Raw genomic sequence first — 19,300 nt, forward strand, 5'->3', positions numbered from 1 at the left:
GATCTATCGCAAAGCGGGGGCGGGGCGGGGGGCATAGGGTGCGCTCACGGGTGGCTTGCCGCCCGAACTATTTTGGTGCCCCAACCCCCGAGAGACCCCCCCATGACCGGGCCGAACACATTGCTGGAAAAGGCCGCCGCCGCCGATGCGGCCCAGGCTTCTTTCGAGAATGGCCGCAAGGACAAGCCGGCCCCTGGCGGCCGCAAGCCGCGTCCGAAGGGCGATCCCGGCCCGTCCAACTCGCTTTATGCCGAGCATGTGAAGGTCTATCCCAAGGGGGTGAAGGGCAAGTACCGCACCATCAAATGGGCGGTGCTGATCTTCTGTCTGGCTTTCTATTATCTGGCGCCCTGGCTGCGCTGGGATCGCGGACCGGAAGCGCCGAACCAGGCGCTGCTGATCGATATCGGGGCGCCGCGCGCCTATCTGTTCAATATCGAGATCTGGCCGCAGGAGGTCTATTTCATCACCGGCCTGCTGGTGCTGGGGGCCTTGGGCCTGTTCCTGGTCACCTCGCTGTTCGGTCGGCTTTGGTGTGGCTATGCCTGCCCGCAGACGGTCTGGACCGACCTGTTCATGTTGGTGGAACGCTGGATCGAGGGTGATCGCGGCGCCCGGATGCGGTTGGACAAGGCGCCCTGGTCGTTTGGCAAGGTCTGGCGCAAACTGGCCAAGCACAGTGTCTGGTTCGCCATTGCATTGGCCACCGGCGGTGCCTGGGCGCTTTATTTCAACGATGCGCCGACCTTTGTGGTGGAGTTCTTCACCGGCACCGCCAGTTCCATGCAATATTTCTTCGTCGGCCTGTTCACGGCCACCACCTATGTGCTGGCCGGCTGGGCGCGTGAACAGGTTTGCACCTATATGTGCCCCTGGCCGCGTTTCCAGGCTGCCATGCTGGACGACCAGTCCATGGTGGTGACTTATGAATCCTGGCGCGGTGAAAAGCGCGGGCCGCACAAGGCCGGCACCAGTTGGGAAGGTCGCGGCGACTGCATCGATTGCGGCCAGTGCGTCGCCGTCTGCCCCACGGGCATCGATATCCGCGACGGTATCCAGCTTGAATGTATCGGTTGCGGCCTGTGCATCGATAGTTGCAACGAGATCATGGCCAAGGTCGGCCGCCCGCAGGAACTGATCACCTTCGATACCGAAGCCCGCCAGCGCGCCCGCGCCCAGGGCGGCCGCGCCAAGTGGCAGATCATCCGGCCGCGTGTGCTGATCTATGCCGCGTTGCTGCTGATCGTCAGCGCCATCATGCTGGTGGCCCTGCTGACCCGTACCACGGTTCAGGTCAGTGTGCTGCGCGACCGGGCGCCGCTGTTTGTCACCCTGTCCGATGGCGGCGTGCGTAATGGCTATACGCTGAAAATCCTCAACAAGCGTCGTGAAGCGGTGGATTTCCGCCTGTCGCTGGAAGATGTGCCGCCGGGTGCCCTGCTGACCGTGCAGGATGTGGGCGAGGCGCGCGATGGCCAGCCGGTGGTGTTGCCCACCAAGGGTGACAAGGTGGCCACCTTCCGTGTCTTCGTCACCCTGCCGCCTGATCGCAAGCGCGATGAGAAGACCGAGTTCGAATTCCTGCTGCAAAATCCCGTTCGTGGCGAAGGCGATGAATATCACGCCGTCTTCGTCGGTCCCCACCCTGTCCGCCGGTGATGCCATGACCATGATCGAGACACCCCGTAAAAGCTTGTGGATTCCCTGGGTTTTCGTTGGCGCCATGCTGGTCGTCATCGCCGTCAATGGCGTGCTGGTGACCTATGCGCTGAAATCCTTCTCCGGTTTGGCGGTGGAAAAGCCCTATGAACGGGGGGTGCAATATAATCAGGTGCTGGCCGTGCAGGCGCACCAGAATGCGCTGGGCTGGAAGGTGGAAACCAAGGTCCAGGGCCGGATGCTGGAAATCCATCTGACCGGCCGCGACGGTCTGCCGATGGACCGGGCCACGGTGACGGGCGATCTGGAACGCCCGCTGGGCGGGTTGGCGCCGGTGGCGCTGTCCTTCACCGGTGTCGGCAATGGCCGCTATGTCGCCCGCCTGGATGCGGTGCCGCAGCATGGGCAGTGGGACGTGAATGCCACGCTGCTGAATGGCGGCGAACGCTATCTGCTGGTTGAAAGGGTGTTCGTTCCGTGACCGACCAAGCCGCCCTCCAGCCCCGGATGCCGGGTGAAACGGTGCTCTGTGCCCATTGTGGCCAGCCGGCCTTGCCGGGCAGCCACTTTTGCTCCCCCGGCTGCGAGGGCGCGCATGGCCTGATCCATGATCTGGGTCTGGATGCCTATTACGCACGGCGCGATGTGGCGGCCAAGCCGGTGGGCGACCTTTCAGAGGAAGCGCCGCTGGATCTGGCCTCGGCTACAGACACCCTGCCGGGGGGCGATTGCCAGATGCGGCTGGTGCTGGACGGGCTGACCTGTGGCGCCTGTGTCTGGCTGATCGAAAGCGTGCTGCGGCGGGAACCGGAGGTGGTGTCCGCCCGCGTCAACCTGACCAGCAGCCGGCTGGCCCTGCGCTGGCATGGCGATGCCGCTCTGGCCGCCCGTTTTGTCGATATCCTGCGCCGGCTGGGCTATCGCCCCGCCGTGCCGGGGACCGACGGGGCGGATGATCCGCAAAAGCGCAGTGAGCGGGAACTGGTGCGCGCCATGGCGCTGGCGGGCTTTTCCGCCATGAATATCATGCTGTTGTCTGTCTCCATCTGGTCCGGCCATGCCGGCGGCATGGGGGAGGCGACGCGCACCATGATGCATTGGCTCTCCGCCTTGATCGCCATCCCCACGGTGGCCTATGCCGGGCGGCCCTTCTTCCGCTCCGCCATTGGGGCGCTGCGGGCGCGGCGGTCCAATATGGATGTGCCGATTTCCATCGGTGTCACCCTGGCCACCCTGACATCGCTGTGGGAAACGCTGCGCCATGGCCAGCACGCCTATTTCGATGGCGCGGTCATGCTGCTGTTCTTCCTGCTGATCGGCCGCTTTCTGGATGCGCGCGCCCGTGGCCGTGCCCGCTCGGCGGCTGAACATCTGCTGGCGCTGGGCCGCGCCCCGGTGATGATGCTGGGGCCGGATGGCAGCGCCGTGCCGACGCCGCCGGCCCAGGTGCCGGTGGGGGCAACGGTGCTGGTGGCGGTGGGCGAACGCATTGGCGTGGATGGCGCCATCGCCGCCGGTACATCGGACATCGACACCTCTGTCGTTACTGGCGAAAGCAATCCGCAGGCAGCCGGTGTGGGGGATAAGGTCTTTGCCGGCATGGTGAACCTGTCGGCCCCGCTGCGCGTCACCGTGACGGCGCGCGGGGAAGATACGCTGCTGGCGGAAATTGTCCGATTGATGGAATCGGCCGAACAGGGGCGGGCCCGTTTCGTCGCCCTGGCCGACCGGGTGGCCCGCAATTACACGCCCGTGGTGCATACCGCTGCTATCGCCACCTTCCTGGCCTGGACGTTGGGTGTGGGCCTGGCCTGGCAGCCGGCTTTGTTCATCGCCGTGTCCGTGCTGATCATCACCTGCCCCTGCGCGCTGGCGCTGGCCGTGCCGGCGGTGCAGGTGGTGGCCACGGGCCGGTTGATGCGCCAGGGCGTGCTGTTGAAATCCCCCACTGCGCTGGAACGGCTGGCCAAGGTCGATCTGGTGGTGTTCGACAAGACCGGCACACTGACCCTGGGTCGCCCGGAATTGCAGGCCGATCCGGCGCGCAGCGCTGCCGATCTGGAACTGGCGGCCGGTCTGGCCCGGTTCAGCCGGCACCCGCTGTCGCGCGCCATTGCGCGGGCTGCCGGGCCGGGGCCGGTGGCGCATGATGTGCGCGAAGTGCCGGGGGCCGGGCTGGAATGGGATGGGCCGAACGGCACGGTTCGGCTGGGCCGTCGCGGCTTTGTTGGCCCGGTGCCGGCCCCCTTGGTGGAAAATGCCGCCGGACCGGAACTGTGGCTGGCCCAGCCGGGCCGCGCGCCGCTGCGTTTCAGCTTCATCGATGCACCGCGCCCGGATGCGGCGGCCACGGTCGCCACCCTGCGCCAGCGCGGCTATGGCGTGGCGCTATTGTCCGGCGACCGGGAAGGGGCCGTGGCGGCCCTCGCCGACCAGTTGGGGATCAGTGACTGGCGCGCCGGGGTGGACCCGGCCGGCAAAGCCGCCGCCCTGGCCGCCATGCGGGCAGAGGGGCGGCGGGTGTTGATGGTGGGGGATGGCCTGAACGATGCCGCCGCCCTGGCCTCGGCCAATGTGTCCGTTTCCCCCAGCACGGCGGTGGATGTGGCGCAGACGGCGGCGGACAGCATTTTCCAGGGGGATCATCTGGCCCCGGTGGCCGAATTGCTGTGGGTCGCCAAACGGTCGGAACGGCTGGTGACGCAGAATCTGGCCTTCTCTCTGCTCTATAATCTCTGCGCGGTGCCTATTGCCATGCTGGGCCATGCAACACCGCTGATCGCGGCCTTGGCCATGTCCTCTTCCTCGCTGGTGGTGCTGGTCAATGCGCTGCGCCTTTCCCGCGTCAAACGGAGCCTGCCATGACGGCCCTGTTATTCCTCATCCCCATCGCACTGCTGCTGGGTCTGGCCGGATTGGCCGGCTTCATGTGGTCGGTGCGCAGTGGCCAGTACGACGATCTGGACGGTGCCGCCGTCCGCGTCCTTTACGACGACGGCAAACCCTTGCCAGTCGTCCCTGATCAAACCGCCCCATCCAAGGAGAAGTGACATGGGCAAGTGGATTTTCGGTATTTTCGCGGTGCTGCTGGCCCTGCTGGGCATGATCCTGGCCGCGAATGCCCATGATACCGGCATGTTTGTCGGCGGCATGTTGTTCACCCTGTTCGGTGTGGGGGTGAATTTCTGGCTGATCGGCCATGAAGAGGATACCAGCAGCACTGTGGTGTAAGCGGGGAAGTCCCCCCCAAAAAAGGCCACCGGCGCCCACGCCGGTGGCCTTTTTCATGTCTCGGCCGCTTCCCGCCGGTGGCGGGCGCGGCGGCGGGCATCTTCCTGCTGGCGGGCCATGCGTTGCACGGCCGCCCCCTGGAAATGGCTGATGCCGGCTTGCCGGCCGGCCGATACGGCATCCGTCCGGGTACAGCGGGTCAGGATGCAGCGGGTGGGATCAATGCCGGTCAGCCAGCCCATGGCATCCACCACATTGATGAAATGGCCCTGCCCATCGTGCCAGGGGATACGGTACCAGTCGACCGGCGGCAGGGCGCGGTCCTCCGGCGGGTCGGCCGGCACATGGTCCAGGGCGATGGCGATATCCTCCCGCTTGGCGGTTTGCATCGCCTCGTTGAAGGCGCGCCGCGCCGCCTCCCATTCCAGGAAGGGCAGTTCCACCACCAATTGCCCGTGCAGCCGGGCCGGAAAGCGGGCGACGATGCCCCGGAACTCCTCGCTGGTCACCGTGGCGGCGTGCAGCTTCACGGCGATGGGCAGGCTATGCGCCTGCTGGTCGCGCAGCAGGTGGTAAAGCATCCGCCCGTCCAGCACATCCGTCACCTTGTCGAACAGCCAGGGGTTCTGGCGCAGGCTGGTGGAAAACAGCCGGTCCAGCACCTCCAGCGCCACGGTGCGTTCAGCCAAGATCGGTACAAGGCGGCCATTCGGTTCCATCCGGTAAACGAACTGCTCCCGCAGCAGGGAGGAGATATCCACCGCGTGCAGCGCCCGCTCCAGCATCATGAACTGGTCAAGCTGCTCCCCGTCCGGCGGGGCATGGGGGAACAGGCTGCGCCCTGCCTCTGCCGCCAGGGTCTGCACGGCAACCTGAAAGGCTTCCGCCTCGCGGGACAGGTTGAACCAGCGCGCACCGATGCTGCCGGCATGTTTTTCGCCCAGCACCTGCGCCACCCGGCCCAGCCGGGTACGCCGGTCGGCCAATTGCGCATCGGGGATGATCAGCACGATACGGTCGTGGGGAAGCTGGAAAAGCTGGATGGCGGGTCCACTGCCAGGCTGGGGCTTTCCCAGCGGCCCGCCCTCACCGGCCAGCCAGCGCACCAGGGAGCGTTTGAATACCGGCTCCTCAATATGCAGCACGCGTGACAGGTCCAGCAACAGCCCATGCTCGGGCGGCCGGTCGCGCAGATAGCGTGCCGCCAGCGTAATCAGCCGGGATTCGTCATTGGCCATGTGCCAACCATTCCCCCCACCGGGCCTTCATATGCTCCCCCTTTTTGACAGACAGTTTAAGGGGGATTGCCGATGCTGGGAAGGGCGGGACATATGGCCCTATGAAGTAACAGGGACGGTTGAGCGATTCTCAACCGTCCCTGCTGCTTGGTCATGGCGCGGATCAGGCGGCCTTCAGGCTTTCGATCTTGGTCTTGGCGCCGCTGACAGCCGCAGCCTTGGCTTCATCCCCCAGGGCAACACCCTCGGCGATGACGAATTCGACATCGGTGATGCCCAGGAAACCGAACACGGCCTTCAGATAGGTCTCACCATGTTCAAAGCCGGCGGCCGGGCCGCTGGAATAGATGCCGCCACGGGCCAGGGCGACGATCACCCGCTTGCCCCCGCACAGACCTTCCGGCCCATTGGCACCATAGCGGAAGGTCTTGCCGGCCACGCAGATGCGGTCGATCCAGGCCTTCAATTGGCTGGGGATGGTGAAATTATAAAGGCCGGCGCCGATCACCAGCACATCGGCGGCCAGGAATTCTTCCAGGATGCTGCCGCTCAGCGCCAGATCGGCCTGGGTGGCCGCATCATTGCTGGCGTCATAATTGCCCATGCCGGCGGCCAGGGTCAGCCCCGACAGGTGCGGCACCGGGGTGGCGGCCAGGTCGCGGTAGCTGACTTCCACGCCGGCGGCGGCGCTCAGCTTCTTGGTGATGTCGGCGCTCAGGTCACGGCTGACGGAATAGGGGCCGAGAACGCTGGAATCGAGGTGCAAAAGCTTCATGGTCTGGACCTTCTTGCATGGTATAAAATGAATACCGGGACACATAAGGTAACTGCCAATGTCCGCGCAAGGAGGCACATGGATGGAACCCAGTAACAGCAATGTGACTGAACAATCTGGGGCATCGCACGACAGCGATGATTTTCATGGCCGCTGCGCCATGGTCAACAGCGTGCTGACGCGCATCGGCGACAAGTGGAGCGTGCTGATTGTCGTGCTGCTCGCAGACGGCCCGTGCCGCTTCAACGAATTGAAGCGGCGCATCGGCGGGATTTCCCAGCGGATGCTGACCCTGACGCTGCGGGGGCTGGAACGTGACGGGCTGGTCAGCCGCACCATCTATCCCACCATCCCGCCGCGGGTGGAATATCAACTGACCGATCTGGGCCATTCCCTGCGCGAACCGGTGGAGGCGCTGAGCAAATGGGCCTTCAGCAATGCCGACCGTATTTTCCAGTCCCGCACAGATTATGACCGCGATTGCGCCAGCGCGCAGAGCAAGGATATGCCCGTCGGGATGATGTCATCGTTGAAATCATAGTGGGGATGGTGCAGCGGGGCCGACGCCCCGCCCTGACCCAGCCAGAGATAGGCCCCCTTGCAGGCCTGCAGCATGAAGGCGAAATCTTCTGACGTGAAGGCCGGCTCCGGCGCGCGCACGGCCGTGCAGACGCTGGCGGCAATGCGCAGCGCCTCTTCCGCCGCGTCTTCATCATTGATGGTGGCCGGGTAATAGCGGTCATAGGTGATCGCCGCCTCTGTCCCGCTGGCCAGGGCTACGCCGGCGACAATCTGGCGCAAGGCTGCCTCGATCGTATCCTGCACGGCGGGATCGAAGCTGCGCACCGTGCCGCCCAGCGTCACGGCGGCTGGCAGCACATTATGGGCGTGCCCACCCTGGATGCGTGTCACCGACAGCACGGCCGACGATGTGGGCGGGATGCGGCGGGAAATGATGCTGTTCAACTGGCCCACCAGATCGCTGGCCGCCAGCACCGCGTCGGGGGTGACATGCGGCATGGCGGCGTGACCGCCCTTGCCCGTCAGGGTGATTTCAAACTTGTCGGCGGCGGCCATGATCGGGCCGGGCCGGGTGGCCACGGTGCCGGCGGGCAGGTCCGGCCAATTATGCAGGGCGAAAACCCGCTGGCTGGGGAAGCGCTGGAACAGCCCATCCTGCACCATGGCCCGTGCCCCGCCCAGGCCTTCCTCGGCCGGCTGGAAGATGAAATGGATGGTGCCGTCGAACTGCCGGGTCCGCGCCAGATGCCGGGCGGCGCCCAGCAGCATGGTGGAATGCCCGTCATGGCCGCAGCCATGGAACACGCCGGCATGGCAACTGGCATGGGGCAGGCCCGTTTGTTCCTGGATGGGCAGCGCATCCATATCGGCCCGCAGCGCGATGGCCCGATCCGACGATCCGGCCTTCAGCACGCCGACAATGCCGGTCCCGCCGATGCCGTCATGCACCTCCAGCCCCGCCTCGCGCAGGGCGGCGGCGATGCGGGCGGCGGTGCGATGTTCCTTGAAGCCCAGTTCCGGGTGCGCATGAAGGTCACGGCGGAAATCCACCAGGGACGGCAGCAGGTCGGCAATGCTGTCAGGCATGGGAGCGGGTCCGGTTGGGGGGGGGGAGGGCAGCACGTTTTCACAACCGTCACCCATGCTGCGCCCAGAGGCGCTAAGCTAGTCCCTTGGAATAAGGTGCCTTCCCCGCGTAAGCGGGGATCCAGGGGCCAAGGGCACCGAGGTGTAGTTCCTGGTGGCCCCTGGACCCCCGCTTTCGCGGGGGAGGCAGGAAGGGGGCAATGGGACCAGCTTCGCGCCTATGGCCGAAGGCCGGGGTGACGGTTGTGATTTAAATTTCAGGAGGTTGAATAGGCCATTTTCAAATCCCCCTCACTCATGCCGATCGCCGAACAGCGTCTGGATCGGGTAATGGTGTTTGATGAAGGGGGATTTGATCACGACATAGCTGAAATATTTCTCGATGCCGAAATCGCCTTCCAGCATCCCTTCGATGATCGTCTGATAATGCGCCACGCCATGGGTGACGAATTTCAGCAGATAATCATAGCCGCCGCTGACCAGATGGCATTCCACGATCTCATCGATCTTGCGGATCTTCGTCTCGAAGCGGGAAAAATCGCCGCTGCGATGTTCGGTCAGGGTCACCTGGGTGAAGACGGTGAGGAATTCACCCAGCTTGTTCAGGTTGATATGGGCGCCATAGCCGGTGATGTAGCCCGCCTTTTCCAGCCGCTTCACCCGCGTCAGGCACGGGCTGGGCGAAAGACCCACGGCGTCGGCCAGCTCCACATTGGTGATGCGGCCGGCTTGCTGGAGTTGCGCCAGGATCTTCAGGTCGATCCGGTCTAGCTTCGGTCCCGGTAACATCTGCCGAACACCTATCTCGAATATGCCAGGGGCGCAGGGGAAGGCGGGGTGGGCGGTTCTGGTTTCAGCGCAGGGCGGCCCGGATGTCCGGTTCTTCCAGCAACTGATCCAGCGTCTGCCGGATGCGGTTGAAAATCAACGACATTTCATCAGCATTGCAGCACAGCGCCGGGGCCAGTCCGATGATACCATCAGCAAAGGCGCGGAAGATCACGCCATTCGCATAGGCCTTGGCGAACAGCCGGTCGGGCAGCTTCAAACCATTGTCAAAGCGGGCCTTGCTCTGCTTGTCGGCGACCAGTTCGATGGCGCCCAGCAGGCCCTGGCCGCGCGTTTCGCCGACCAGCGGATGGTCGGCCAGACTGGCCAGCCCGGCGGCGAAATCGGCCCCCACCTTCTGCCCATTGGCCAGGATGCCGCCTTCGGTATAAAGCCGCATCACCTCCAGCCCCACGGCAGCGCTGACCGGATGGCCGGAATAGGTGAAGCCATGGCCGATGGGCAGGTCGGGGGACGCCCCATCGGCGATGCCCTTGAATATCTGTTCGGACATCAGCACCGCCCCCATCGGGGCATAGCCGGCGGTCAGCCCCTTGGCCACCGTCATCAGGTCCGGCTGTACCCCTTCATGGTCACAGGCGAACATCGGGCCGGTACGGCCGAAACCGGTGATCACCTCATCGGCGATGAACAGGATATCCAGTTCCCGGCAGGCCTCCCGCATGGCCTTCAGCCAGCCCTTGGGCGGCACCACCACCCCGCCGGAACCCTGGATCGGCTCACAGAAGAAGGCGGCGACATTATCCGCCCCCAGTTCGGCCACCTTGGCTCGCAACTGGGCGACCGACAGGTCGATCACCGCCTGGGCATCGCCGCCCACCGGGCTGCGATAGGGGTAGGGGGAGGGGATATGGTGCTGCCAGGGGCGCGGCACGTCGAAGAAGCGATGGAAATTGCCCAGCGCCGTCAGGCCCGACCCAACGGTGGAGGAGCCGTGATAGCCCCGCTCCAGCGCGATGAAATGCTTCTTGGCCGGTTTGCCGATGGCGTTGAAATAATGGATGATGTAGCGCACGGCAGAATCCACCGCGTCCGACCCGCCCAGGGTGAAATAAACCCGGGTCAGGTTGGCCGGGCTTAGCTCCACCAGCTTTTCCGCCAGCTTCACCGCCGGCTCGCTGCCGAAATGGAAATAGCCGGTGGCATAGGGCAGGCGGCGCATCTGTTCGGCCGCCACCTCCACAATGCTGTCCTGGCCATAGCCGACATTCACGCACCACAGGCCGGCAAAGGCATCGATCAGTTCCTTGCCATCCACGTCCGTCAGGAACATGCCCTTGCCGCTTTGCAGCAGGGTGGCGCCCCGCGCCTCGTGCCCGCGGAAGGAGGTGACCGGGTGGATCAGATGGTCGCGGTCGATATCCAGAAGGGAACGGTTGCGCTTCAGCATCGGGGTCTGCCTTGGGGGTGGATGAACCAGGCGAAAGCATAGGCCCGCCCCGCCGGGGCGTGTCGCCGATCTGGTCCCCGCAAAGCGGACGGGGACAGGGATTCGCCCCGGCGGGACGGCAGAATATGCTGTGGCTCCTCCTGGCTGCATTTTGTTGCGGCGCAGCATGGACAAGCTGTCGCAGTGACATATCGAAGCAACCTATTTGATCGTCACCCCTTGCGCGGTGCGGCCCTTGGGATTCCGGCACCCTTGCATTCCCGCCATGCTGCAATGCGATGCTGCGACACTTGCGCCGTCGACAAAGCGCCGCCCGCCATGGCAGAAGCGTCACCCCATGAATGGTTGCGTGTCTCACAAGCTGGCCGGATGCATGGCTCTGCCAAACATTCAGCCGTGTGAATCACGCCAACCGCGCCCGCGTGCCTGCCATCCGCCTTTTTTAAGGGCGGGCGGTGGGCTGTCGCCTTTGTCGCAGGGCCCTGTCGGGGTCTTGCCGGGGCGGGCGGGTAGAACAGTTTGTCCGGCGAGTTTGTTCCAGCCCCTGAAAACGGGACCAGAAGCATGAGCACCCCTTCCACCAGCCTGGCCCCGGCCGGGTCCATTCCCGGCCTGAATGAGGCGATTGTCCGCCGCTTCACGCTTGCCACCGTTATCTGGGCGCTGTTCGGCTTTGCCGCCGGCACCTGGGTGGCGACCCTGCTGGCCTTTCCGCACCTGAATATGGGGCTGGAAGGCAGCTTTGGCCGCCTGCGCCCGGTTCACACCACCGGCGTGATTCTGGGTTTCGGCGGCAATGCGCTGATCGCCACCTCGTTCTATGTCGTGCAGCGCACCTGCATGGTCGGGCTGTGGGGCGGCAAGCGTCTGGCCAACCTGTTTTTCTGGGGCTATCAGGCGTTCCTGGTCATCGCCATTTCCGGCTATGTGATGGGTATTACCCAGAGCAAGGAATATGCGGAGCCGGAATGGTATGCCGACCTGCTGCTGCTGGTCGTCTGGGTGATTTATTTCGCCATCTTCGCCGGCACCATCGCCCGCCGGCGGGAACCGCATATCTATGTGGCCAACTGGTTCTATCTGGCCTTCATCATCACGGTGGCCGTGCTGCATATCGTCAATAACCTGGCGATGCCGGTGGCGATCACGGGCACCAAGAGCTATTCCGCCTTCTCTGGCGTGCAGGATGCGCTGATCCAGTGGTGGTACGGCCATAACATGGTCGGCTTCTTCCTGACCGCCGGCTTCATCGGCATCATGTATTATTTCGTGCCCAAGCAGGCGGAACGGCCCATCTATTCCTACCGGCTGTCCATCGTGCACTTCTGGGCGCTGATCTTCCTCTATATCTGGGCCGGTCCGCACCATCTGCACTTCACCTCCCTGCCGGACTGGACGCAGACGCTGGGCATGGCCTTCTCCATCATGCTGTGGATGCCGTCCTGGGGTGGCATGATCAACGGCATCATGACCCTGTCGGGCGCCTGGGGTAAGCTGCGCACCGACCCGATCCTGCGCTTCCTGGTGGTGGCCGTCGCCTTCTATGGCATGGCCACGTTTGAAGGCCCGCTGATGGCGCTGAAGTCGGTCAATGCCCTGTCGCATTACACCGACTGGACCGTTGGCCATGTGCATTCCGGTGCGCTGGGCTGGGTGGCCTTCGTTGCCTTCGGCGCGCTCTATTACATGGTGCCGCGCCTGTGGCGCCGGCCGCTCTGGTCCATCCGTCTGGTCGAATGGCACTTCTGGATCGCCTCCATCGCCATCGTGCTCTACATCACCGCCATGTGGGTCAGCGGCATCACCCAGGGCCTGATGTGGCGCGCCTATGATGCCATGGGCTTCCTGCAATACTCGTTCGCCGACAGCGTGGCGATGCTGCACCCCTATTACGTCATCCGTGCGCTGGGCGGGGTTCTGTACCTGACCGGCGGCATCCTGATGACCATCAACTTCGTCATGACCATCCGCCAGCCGGCCAGCCGCGAAGATAAAGCGGCTGTGTCCCCGGCCGTGACGGCCTGATCGGCGGGAGGGAATAGAGAATGCCCAATCACGCGACTATCGAACGCAGCCTCTCGCTGCTCTCCATGCTGGCGCTGCTGGTGATTTCCATCGGCGGTCTGGTGGAGATCGTGCCGCTGTTCCGCATTGAAACGACGGTGGAAAAGGTGGCCGGGATGCGGCCCTACAGCCCGCTGGAACAGATGGGCCGCAATATCTACACCCGCGAGGGCTGCTATCTCTGCCATAGCCAGCAGATCCGCCCCTTCCGCGATGAGGTTGACCGGTACGGCCATTACTCCATCGCGGCGGAGAGCATGTATGACCACCCGTTCCTCTGGGGGTCCAAGCGCACCGGTCCCGATCTGGCCCGCGTTGGCCTGAAATATTCCAACGCCTGGCATCTGGCCCACCTGGAAGACCCGCGCAGCGTGGTGCCGGTGTCGATCATGCCGGCCTATGCCGAACTGAAGAACCGCGACCTGGACCTGACCAGCATTCCGGACCATCTGACGGCCCTGCGCAAGGTGGGCGTGCCCTATACCGATACGCAGATCAAGACCGCCATCGATGACGCCAAGGCTCAGGCCAGCGGCGTGGATACCGATGGGCTGCTGGCCCGCTATCCCAAGGCCCGCCTGGGTGATTTCGATGGCCAGCCGAACCGCGTCACCGAAATGGATGCGCTGATCGCCTATCTGCAGGTGCTGGGCACGCTGGTTGATTTCCGCGATGCCCGCCTGGATCCGGGGGCCAAATAATGACGGAAGAGGCAATCCTGTCGCTGCTGCGTCAGGCCTGGCTGGTGATGGCCGTGGTGGTCTTCTTCGCCCTGCTGTGGCGGACCCTGCGGACCAGCAACGGCAAGACCATGCGCGATCACGCGCTTATTCCTTTCCAGATCAAGGATGATGATCATGGCGCAGCGTGAGCGCGATGCATTGACCGGCCGTCTGACCACGGGTCACGAGTGGGACGGTATCAAGGAACTCTCCACGCCGATTCCCACCTGGTGGATCACGACCTTCCTGATCTCCATCATGGTGGCGCTGATCTATCTGTGGCTGATGCCCTCCTTCGCCACGACGAAGAGCCTGGAGCCGGGCCTGCTCGGCTGGTCCTCGCGCGGGGAGCTGCGGGAGGAACAGGCCATCGCCGCCGCCGCCCAGGCCCCCTGGCGCCAGCGCCTGATGGCCGTGCCGCTGGAAGAAGTGAGCAAGGACGAGGAGCTGCGCCGCTTCGTGCAGGCCGGCGGCCGCGCCCTGTTCAATGAAAATTGCGCACCTTGCCATGGTGTGGGGGGCGGTGGCCAGCAGGGCCAGTTCCCGGCGCTGCTGGACGATGACTGGCTGTGGGGTGGCAAGCCCGCCGATATCATCCAGACCGTGCGCCACGGCATCCGCAACACGGATGAGGAAAGCCGCCAATCGGCCATGCCGGTGTTCGGCGACAGCCTGTCCAAGGAACAGATCGCCAATGTGGCGGATTATGTGCTGACGCTGGCTGACAAGTCCAAGGCCGACAGCCGCGCCGCCCTGCCGGGTGCCACCCTGTTCAAGGATAATTGCGCCGGCTGCCATGGTGAGAATGGCGAGGGCGGGCGTGATTTCGGCGCGCCGCGCCTGAATGATGCCATCTGGCTCTATGGTGGCAGCCGCGACGCCATCATCCACCAGATCACCAGCCCGCGCATGGGCTCCATGCCCAGCTTCGCCAGCCGCCTCAATGAGGAATCGCTGCGGATGCTGGCGCTCTACGTCCATGGCCTGGGCGGGGGCGAGTGATGAAGGGCGTCCCCGCCACAGCCAGCGGCCGCTATCGTCGCATCAAGACGGGGCTGGCTTGTCTGCTGCTCGGCTGGTTCTTCTTGGTGCCGTTCCTGCGCTGGGACCGGGGGCCTGACCTGCCGGGTCAGGCCATCCTGTTCGATCTGCCGGGCCGGCGGCTGTTCCTGTTCGGCTGGGAATTCTGGCCGCAGGATCTGCCGATTGCCGTGGGTCTGCTGGTGGGGGCCGCCTCTCTGTTATTTTATGCCACGGCCCTGGCGGGCCGCGTCTGGTGCGGCTTTGCCTGCCCGCAGACGGTGTGGACCGATCTGTTCTTCGCGGTGGACCGCTTCTGTGAACATCGCCGCATCCCGCCGGTGCTGGTGAAGATCGCCATCGCCCTGCTGACCGGGTTCGGCTTTGCCTGCTGGTTCACCGATGCGCCGACGCTGGCCGGCCGGCTGCTGGGCGGGTCGGCCGCCCCCGGTTCCTATGGCGCGGTCCTGATCATTGGCGGCCTGACCTGGCTGCTGGGTGTTTATGCCAAGCAGCGCGTCTGCCTGCATATGTGCCCCTGGCCGCGTTTTCAGGCGGCCTTGCTGGACCGTGACAGCCAGGTGGTGACCTATCAGGCCTGGCGCGGTGAAAGCCGGGGCCGCAAGCGCATCCCCTTGCGGGAGGATCTGGGCGGGGAGCCGGGCGGCACGCGCGGCGACTGTATCGACTGCACCCGCTGCGTCGCTGTCTGCCCCACCCTGATCGATATCCGCGACGGGCTGCAGATGGGCTGCATCGGCTGTGGCCTCTGTGTTGATGCCTGCGACACGGTGATGGAGAAGATCGGCCGCCCCAAGGGCCTGATCCGTTTTGACAGCGAAACAAACGCCAACGCCAAAAGCTGGACCAAGACGCTGCCGCGTCCCTTCGCGGCCAAGCCGATGCTGTTTTTGTCGGTGGCGCTGCTTGCATTGGGTGCCTCGCTGTTCGCCATGCTGACCTTGAGCCCGCTGCGCGCCGATCTGGACCCGCAGCGCAACCCGCTGTTCGTGCGCCTGTCCGATGGCGGCATCCGCAATGATTTCCTGCTGCATATCCAGGCCCGGCAACCCGGCCTGTCCACCCTGCGCCTGCGTCTGGCGGAAGGGGAGGCGGGTTTGCTGCGACTGGCCAGCAGTGGGGATCATATCGGCGCCGAAACGGTTGATGTGACGCTGGATCAGCGCGAGTTGCGCGAACGTCTGCTGATCACCCGCTCGGCCGGGGCGGATGCCAAGGGCCGGTCGCCGCTGCATCTGCTGGTGCAGGATGCCCGCGACGGGCGGTTGCTGGGCACGGTGGAAACCCAGTTCTGGGGGCCGGAATCATGAAGCGTGACCGTTGGATTCCCTTTGCTTTTGTTGGCTTTTTCCTGCTGCTGTTCTCGGTGCAGGGCGTCTTCGTCTCCATCGCGGTGAAGACCTTCCCCGGTCTGGTGACGGACAAGCCCTATGCCACCGGTGTGGGCTATAATGCGGTGCTGAAGGAGCAGGCGGCGGAGGCCGCCCTGGGCTGGCAGGTGCAGACCCGCTTTGAACCGACCGGCCCGCTGGCCGGGCGGTTGACGCTGCAGGTGATCGATGCCAACGGTCAGCCCGTGGAAGCGCATATCGTTGCGCAGGCGGAACGGATGACCAAGTTCCCGCAGATCGTGGAACTGGCGACGGAAACCACGTCCCGTGGTGAAGCGGTGCTGCCGGTGAAGCTGCCGCTGGCCGGCCGCTGGTTCGTGCGGCTGACGGTGAACCGGGGCGCTGACCATGTGGCCCGCATTGTTGAAATTGAGGTCTGGCCGTGACAGCGCTGGCCGGCACCTTCCCGTCCGATCAGCGGACCCTGCCGGAACAGGGTTCCGTGCTGGGCTTCGTTGACCGCGACGGGGCGGAATGCCGGCTGAATCTGCTGGTGGAGGGGGCGCATTGCGCCGCCTGCATCCAGGCGGTGGAAGGGGCGGTGGCGGCCGAACCGGGGGTGACCGAGGCCCGGTTGAACCTGACCCTGCGCCGCCTCAGCCTGCGCTGGCAGGGCGATGCCGCCGAGGCCGACCGGCTGGCCGCGCGGATTGAGGCGGCGGGCTACAAGGTGGTGCCCTTCGACCCGGAATTCCTGGAAAGCAGTGATCAGCAGACCTGGCGCAGCCTGTTGCGCGCCTTGGCCGTGGCCGGCTTTGCCGGCAGCAATGCCATGATGCTGTCCATCCCGGTCTGGGTTGGTTTCGCCACCGATATGGAAGAGGGTACGCGCCTGTTGCTGCAGGCGATCAGCGGGCTGGTGGCGGTACCGGCGGTGCTTTATGGCGGGCGGTTGTTCTATCGCTCCGCCTGGAATGCGCTGCGCACGGCGCGGACCAATATTGATGTGCCCATCACGCTGGGCCTGCTGCTGACGCTGGGCATCTCTGTGGTGGAGCTGCTGCGCGGTGGCCCGCATGTTTATTTCGACAGTGCGGCGTCGCTGCTGTTCGTGCTGCTGCTGGGCCGCGTGCTGGAATTCCGTGTGCGGGCACGGGCGCGGCAGACGCTGGAACAGTTCCTGCTGATGCAGTCGCGCGGGGCGACGCGGGTGATGGCGGATGGCGCGCTGGCGCAGCTGCGCGCTGCCGATATCCTACCCGGCATGGTGCTGCTGGTGCGTCCCGGCGAACAGGTGCCGGTGGATGGCACCATTCTGTCCGGCCATAGCGAGATGGACCGCGCCGCCGTGACGGGCGAACCGGTGCCGCTTTCCGTGGCACCCGGTGACGCGCTGGTGGCCGGCATGATCAATGGCGGCGGGGCGCTGCATTGCCGCGCCGACCGCGCCATGGCCGACAGCCATCTGGCGGAAATGGCGCGGCTGGTGGAAGTTGCGGAAACAAGGCGCGGCCATCTGGTGGCGCTGGCCGACAAGGTGTCCGCCATCTGGACGCCGATCATCCATGCCTGTGCTGCCGGCACCTTCCTTTACTGGCTGTTCCTGGGCGGGGCCGGCTTTGCCACCGCGCTGCTCTATGCCGTGGCGGTGCTGATCATCGCCTGCCCCTGCGCCATCGGGCTGGCTGTGCCGGCGGTGCAGGTGGTCAGCCGGGGGGCGCTGCTGCGGCGGGGCATTCTGCTGCGCGGCGGCGATGTGCTGGAACGGCTGGCCGCCGTGGACCGGGTGGTGCTGGACAAGACCGGGACCCTGACAGAAGGCCGCCCGCGCCTGCTGCGCGACCCCTCGCGCGATCCGGCGGTGCTGGCCCTGGCGGCAGGGCTGGCGGCGCACAGCCTGCATCCGTTGGCCCGCGCCCTGGCGGCGGCGGTTCCCGCCGGATCGGCGGTGGAACTGACGGGCGATGTGCAGGAGGTGCCGGGCGCCGGCCTGGAATGGCAGGGGCCACAGGGTGCGGTACGCCTGGGCTCGGCCGGTTTCTGCGGGGTGCCGCCGGGTTTTGGCGCAGCCGAGATGGAGGCGGCCTCCACCGTCTGGCTGGCCCGCCCCGGTCGGCCGCCCGTCTGTTTCCGCTTTGCCGATACCGTGCGGGCAGAGGCGGCGGAACTGGTGACCACCCTGAAACGCGCCGGCCTTGCCCCCTCCATCCTGTCCGGCGACGCGCAGGGGCCGGTGATGGACCTGGCCAAGCGGCTGGCGGTGCCGGCCGTGGCCGCCGCTGACCCGGCCGCCAAGCTGGCAGCGCTGGAGGCGTTGCGCGCCCAGGGCGCCCATGTGCTGATGGTGGGCGACGGGGTGAATGATGCGCCGGCGCTCGCGGGCGCGCATGTTTCCGCCAGCTTCACCCATGGCGCCCCGGTCAGCCAATGCGCGGCGGATATCGTGCTGCCGGCGGGCCGTCTGACCCTGCTGCCGGAAGCGATGCGGATTTCCCGCCGGGCCCTGGGCCTGATGCGGCAGAACATGATCATCGCTGCCATCTATAATGCCGCCCTGGTACCGGTGGCGATGACGGGGCATGTCACGCCGCTTGCGGCCGCCATTGCCATGTCGGTCAGTTCCCTGACCGTGACCTTGAACGCGCTGCGCGCGGGGTGGGGCCGATGGACGTGATCCTTTTTCTGATACCGCTGGCCCTGGGGCTGGGCGGATTGGGCCTGGTGGGCTTTTTCTGGAGCCTGGATAATGGCCAGTATGATGACCTGGATGGCGCTGCCCAGCGCATTCTGAATGAACCGGACGATAAGGTTGGAGGGGTTGAAAGATGAATGAGTTGCTGCGCGGGGCGATCAATCTGGTCATGGCCGCACTGGCCGGATATCTGATGGGCGGGCTGATCGGCACGGCGGTGGCGGTGGCCCTGCTGGCCCTGGCCTATGGCGTCTGGCTGGCCATCCGCAGCCTGCCCAAGAATCCCGGTGACAGCGCCGCGGCCAAGCTGGCCGGCGAAGGCCTGGGCCTGCTGGGCAAGGCGCTGGCCATTCCGCTGGGGCTGGTCGGTGCGGCTGTCGTCATGGGTATCGGTGTTGCGCTCAGCCTCGCCCAGCCGGTGCTGCGCCCCTTGGCCGCGCTCAGCGTGCTGGCAACGGTGCCCGGCCGGCTGTATCGTTTCGGGGCCAGCCTGTTCAGCGACCAGCTGCTGCCCTGGACGTTGGGCAATGTCATCCTGCTGCTGATCGGTGGTGTGGTGGTGATCGGGATCGATGTGGCCTTCTATGCCGCGCTGATCGCCGTGCCGCTGCTGATCCTGGCGCTGGCCCTGCTGGCGCTGAAGGGTGGCGAAGACCCGGAGGCGCAGGGGGCAGGGGACCATCACTGACCCCTGCGGTCC

20 protein-coding genes are annotated in these 19,300 nt (G+C 65.5%); 15 read left to right on the forward strand and 5 right to left on the reverse strand.

The features are described from left to right. Positions 1-102: 102 nt before the first annotated feature. The 5 genes from ccoG (PCJ49_RS00485) to PCJ49_RS00505 are packed head-to-tail and all read left to right on the forward strand — an operon-like array spanning position 103 to position 4,890. Complete coding sequence (gene ccoG / locus PCJ49_RS00485; RefSeq protein WP_269909215.1) at positions 103-1,659, forward strand: cytochrome c oxidase accessory protein CcoG; 1,557 nt, start codon at positions 103-105, stop codon at positions 1,657-1,659. Further along, positions 1,613-2,140, forward strand: a complete 528-nt coding sequence (locus tag PCJ49_RS00490) for a FixH family protein (protein ID WP_244559571.1) — start codon at positions 1,613-1,615, stop codon at positions 2,138-2,140. The genes ccoG (PCJ49_RS00485) and PCJ49_RS00490 overlap by 47 nt, the downstream gene beginning before the upstream one ends. After that, positions 2,137-4,524: a heavy metal translocating P-type ATPase gene (locus tag PCJ49_RS00495; RefSeq protein WP_347710412.1), complete on the forward strand. Its 2,388-nt coding sequence runs from the start codon at positions 2,137-2,139 to the stop codon at positions 4,522-4,524. Before PCJ49_RS00490 ends, PCJ49_RS00495 begins: the two co-directional genes overlap by 4 nt. After that, a complete protein-coding gene (gene ccoS / locus PCJ49_RS00500; RefSeq protein WP_089289081.1) occupies positions 4,521-4,709 on the forward strand; it encodes a cbb3-type cytochrome oxidase assembly protein CcoS in 189 nt (62 codons plus the stop codon). Before PCJ49_RS00495 ends, ccoS (PCJ49_RS00500) begins: the two co-directional genes overlap by 4 nt. Position 4,710: 1 nt before the next feature. Next, on the forward strand, positions 4,711-4,890 hold the full coding sequence (locus PCJ49_RS00505; RefSeq protein ID WP_269909216.1) for a hypothetical protein: 180 nt from the start codon (positions 4,711-4,713) through the stop codon (positions 4,888-4,890). 53 nt (positions 4,891-4,943) lie between these two features. Here PCJ49_RS00505 and PCJ49_RS00510 read toward each other — a convergent pair whose 3' ends face one another. Beyond that, positions 4,944-6,128: a hypothetical protein gene (locus PCJ49_RS00510; RefSeq protein ID WP_269909217.1), complete on the reverse strand. Its 1,185-nt coding sequence runs from the start codon at positions 6,126-6,128 to the stop codon at positions 4,944-4,946. Positions 6,129-6,291: 163 nt separating this feature from the next. Then, the gene (locus PCJ49_RS00515) at positions 6,292-6,903 is read right to left on the reverse strand and encodes an NAD(P)H-dependent oxidoreductase (protein WP_269909218.1); all 612 of its coding nucleotides are present in this window, start codon (positions 6,901-6,903) and stop codon (positions 6,292-6,294) included. An 82-nt stretch (positions 6,904-6,985) separates the two neighbouring features. Between PCJ49_RS00515 and PCJ49_RS00520 the strand changes: the two genes are divergently transcribed. Beyond that, a complete protein-coding gene (locus tag PCJ49_RS00520; protein WP_269909219.1) occupies positions 6,986-7,444 on the forward strand; it encodes a helix-turn-helix domain-containing protein in 459 nt (152 codons plus the stop codon). On the opposite strand, the gene PCJ49_RS00525 is transcribed toward PCJ49_RS00520, so the two are convergent. From PCJ49_RS00525 to PCJ49_RS00535, 3 genes are all read right to left on the reverse strand, one after another. Beyond that, positions 7,372-8,511 (reverse strand): M20 aminoacylase family protein, encoded by a 1,140-nt coding sequence (locus PCJ49_RS00525; protein WP_269909220.1) that lies wholly within the window; start codon positions 8,509-8,511, stop codon positions 7,372-7,374. The genes PCJ49_RS00520 and PCJ49_RS00525 overlap by 73 nt on opposite strands. Before the next feature lie 291 nt (positions 8,512-8,802). Continuing rightward, positions 8,803-9,300, reverse strand: coding sequence for an Lrp/AsnC family transcriptional regulator (locus PCJ49_RS00530; RefSeq protein ID WP_089289087.1), 498 nt, complete (start codon positions 9,298-9,300; stop codon positions 8,803-8,805). A gap of 64 nt (positions 9,301-9,364) precedes the next feature. Next, positions 9,365-10,750, reverse strand: coding sequence for an aspartate aminotransferase family protein (locus tag PCJ49_RS00535; RefSeq protein ID WP_269909221.1), 1,386 nt, complete (start codon positions 10,748-10,750; stop codon positions 9,365-9,367). Between the two features lie 564 nt (positions 10,751-11,314). Between PCJ49_RS00535 and ccoN the strand changes: the two genes are divergently transcribed. From ccoN to PCJ49_RS00580, 9 genes are read left to right on the forward strand one after another with little or no spacing between them, the layout of a single operon-like run. Continuing rightward, on the forward strand, positions 11,315-12,775 hold the full coding sequence (gene ccoN / locus PCJ49_RS00540; protein ID WP_269909222.1) for a cytochrome-c oxidase, cbb3-type subunit I: 1,461 nt from the start codon (positions 11,315-11,317) through the stop codon (positions 12,773-12,775). 20 nt (positions 12,776-12,795) lie between these two features. Further along, positions 12,796-13,515, forward strand: a complete 720-nt coding sequence (gene ccoO / locus PCJ49_RS00545) for a cytochrome-c oxidase, cbb3-type subunit II (RefSeq protein ID WP_153205896.1) — start codon at positions 12,796-12,798, stop codon at positions 13,513-13,515. After that, positions 13,515-13,685 (forward strand): cbb3-type cytochrome c oxidase subunit 3, encoded by a 171-nt coding sequence (locus tag PCJ49_RS00550; RefSeq protein WP_089289091.1) that lies wholly within the window; start codon positions 13,515-13,517, stop codon positions 13,683-13,685. The genes ccoO and PCJ49_RS00550 overlap by 1 nt, the downstream gene beginning before the upstream one ends. Further along, positions 13,672-14,538 carry a cytochrome-c oxidase, cbb3-type subunit III gene (gene ccoP / locus PCJ49_RS00555; protein WP_269909223.1) on the forward strand — a complete coding sequence of 289 codons (867 nt, stop codon included), beginning with the start codon at positions 13,672-13,674 and terminating at the stop codon, positions 14,536-14,538. The genes PCJ49_RS00550 and ccoP overlap by 14 nt, the downstream gene beginning before the upstream one ends. Further along, positions 14,538-15,887 (forward strand): cytochrome c oxidase accessory protein CcoG, encoded by a 1,350-nt coding sequence (ccoG, locus tag PCJ49_RS00560; RefSeq protein ID WP_269909224.1) that lies wholly within the window; start codon positions 14,538-14,540, stop codon positions 15,885-15,887. The genes ccoP and ccoG (PCJ49_RS00560) overlap by 1 nt, the downstream gene beginning before the upstream one ends. After that, a complete protein-coding gene (locus PCJ49_RS00565; protein ID WP_269909225.1) occupies positions 15,884-16,354 on the forward strand; it encodes a FixH family protein in 471 nt (156 codons plus the stop codon). The genes ccoG (PCJ49_RS00560) and PCJ49_RS00565 overlap by 4 nt, the downstream gene beginning before the upstream one ends. Continuing rightward, a complete protein-coding gene (locus tag PCJ49_RS00570) occupies positions 16,351-18,582 on the forward strand; it encodes a heavy metal translocating P-type ATPase (RefSeq protein WP_269909226.1) in 2,232 nt (743 codons plus the stop codon). The genes PCJ49_RS00565 and PCJ49_RS00570 overlap by 4 nt, the downstream gene beginning before the upstream one ends. Beyond that, positions 18,573-18,737 carry a cbb3-type cytochrome oxidase assembly protein CcoS gene (gene ccoS / locus PCJ49_RS00575; RefSeq protein ID WP_089289095.1) on the forward strand — a complete coding sequence of 55 codons (165 nt, stop codon included), beginning with the start codon at positions 18,573-18,575 and terminating at the stop codon, positions 18,735-18,737. Before PCJ49_RS00570 ends, ccoS (PCJ49_RS00575) begins: the two co-directional genes overlap by 10 nt. Next, on the forward strand, positions 18,734-19,288 hold the full coding sequence (locus PCJ49_RS00580) for a hypothetical protein (RefSeq protein WP_269909227.1): 555 nt from the start codon (positions 18,734-18,736) through the stop codon (positions 19,286-19,288). The genes ccoS (PCJ49_RS00575) and PCJ49_RS00580 overlap by 4 nt, the downstream gene beginning before the upstream one ends. The last annotated feature ends 12 nt before the right edge of the window (positions 19,289-19,300 follow it).

The sequence above is a fragment of the Niveispirillum sp. BGYR6 genome (genome assembly GCF_027568365.1).
Taxonomy (GTDB): domain Bacteria; phylum Pseudomonadota; class Alphaproteobacteria; order Azospirillales; family Azospirillaceae; genus Niveispirillum.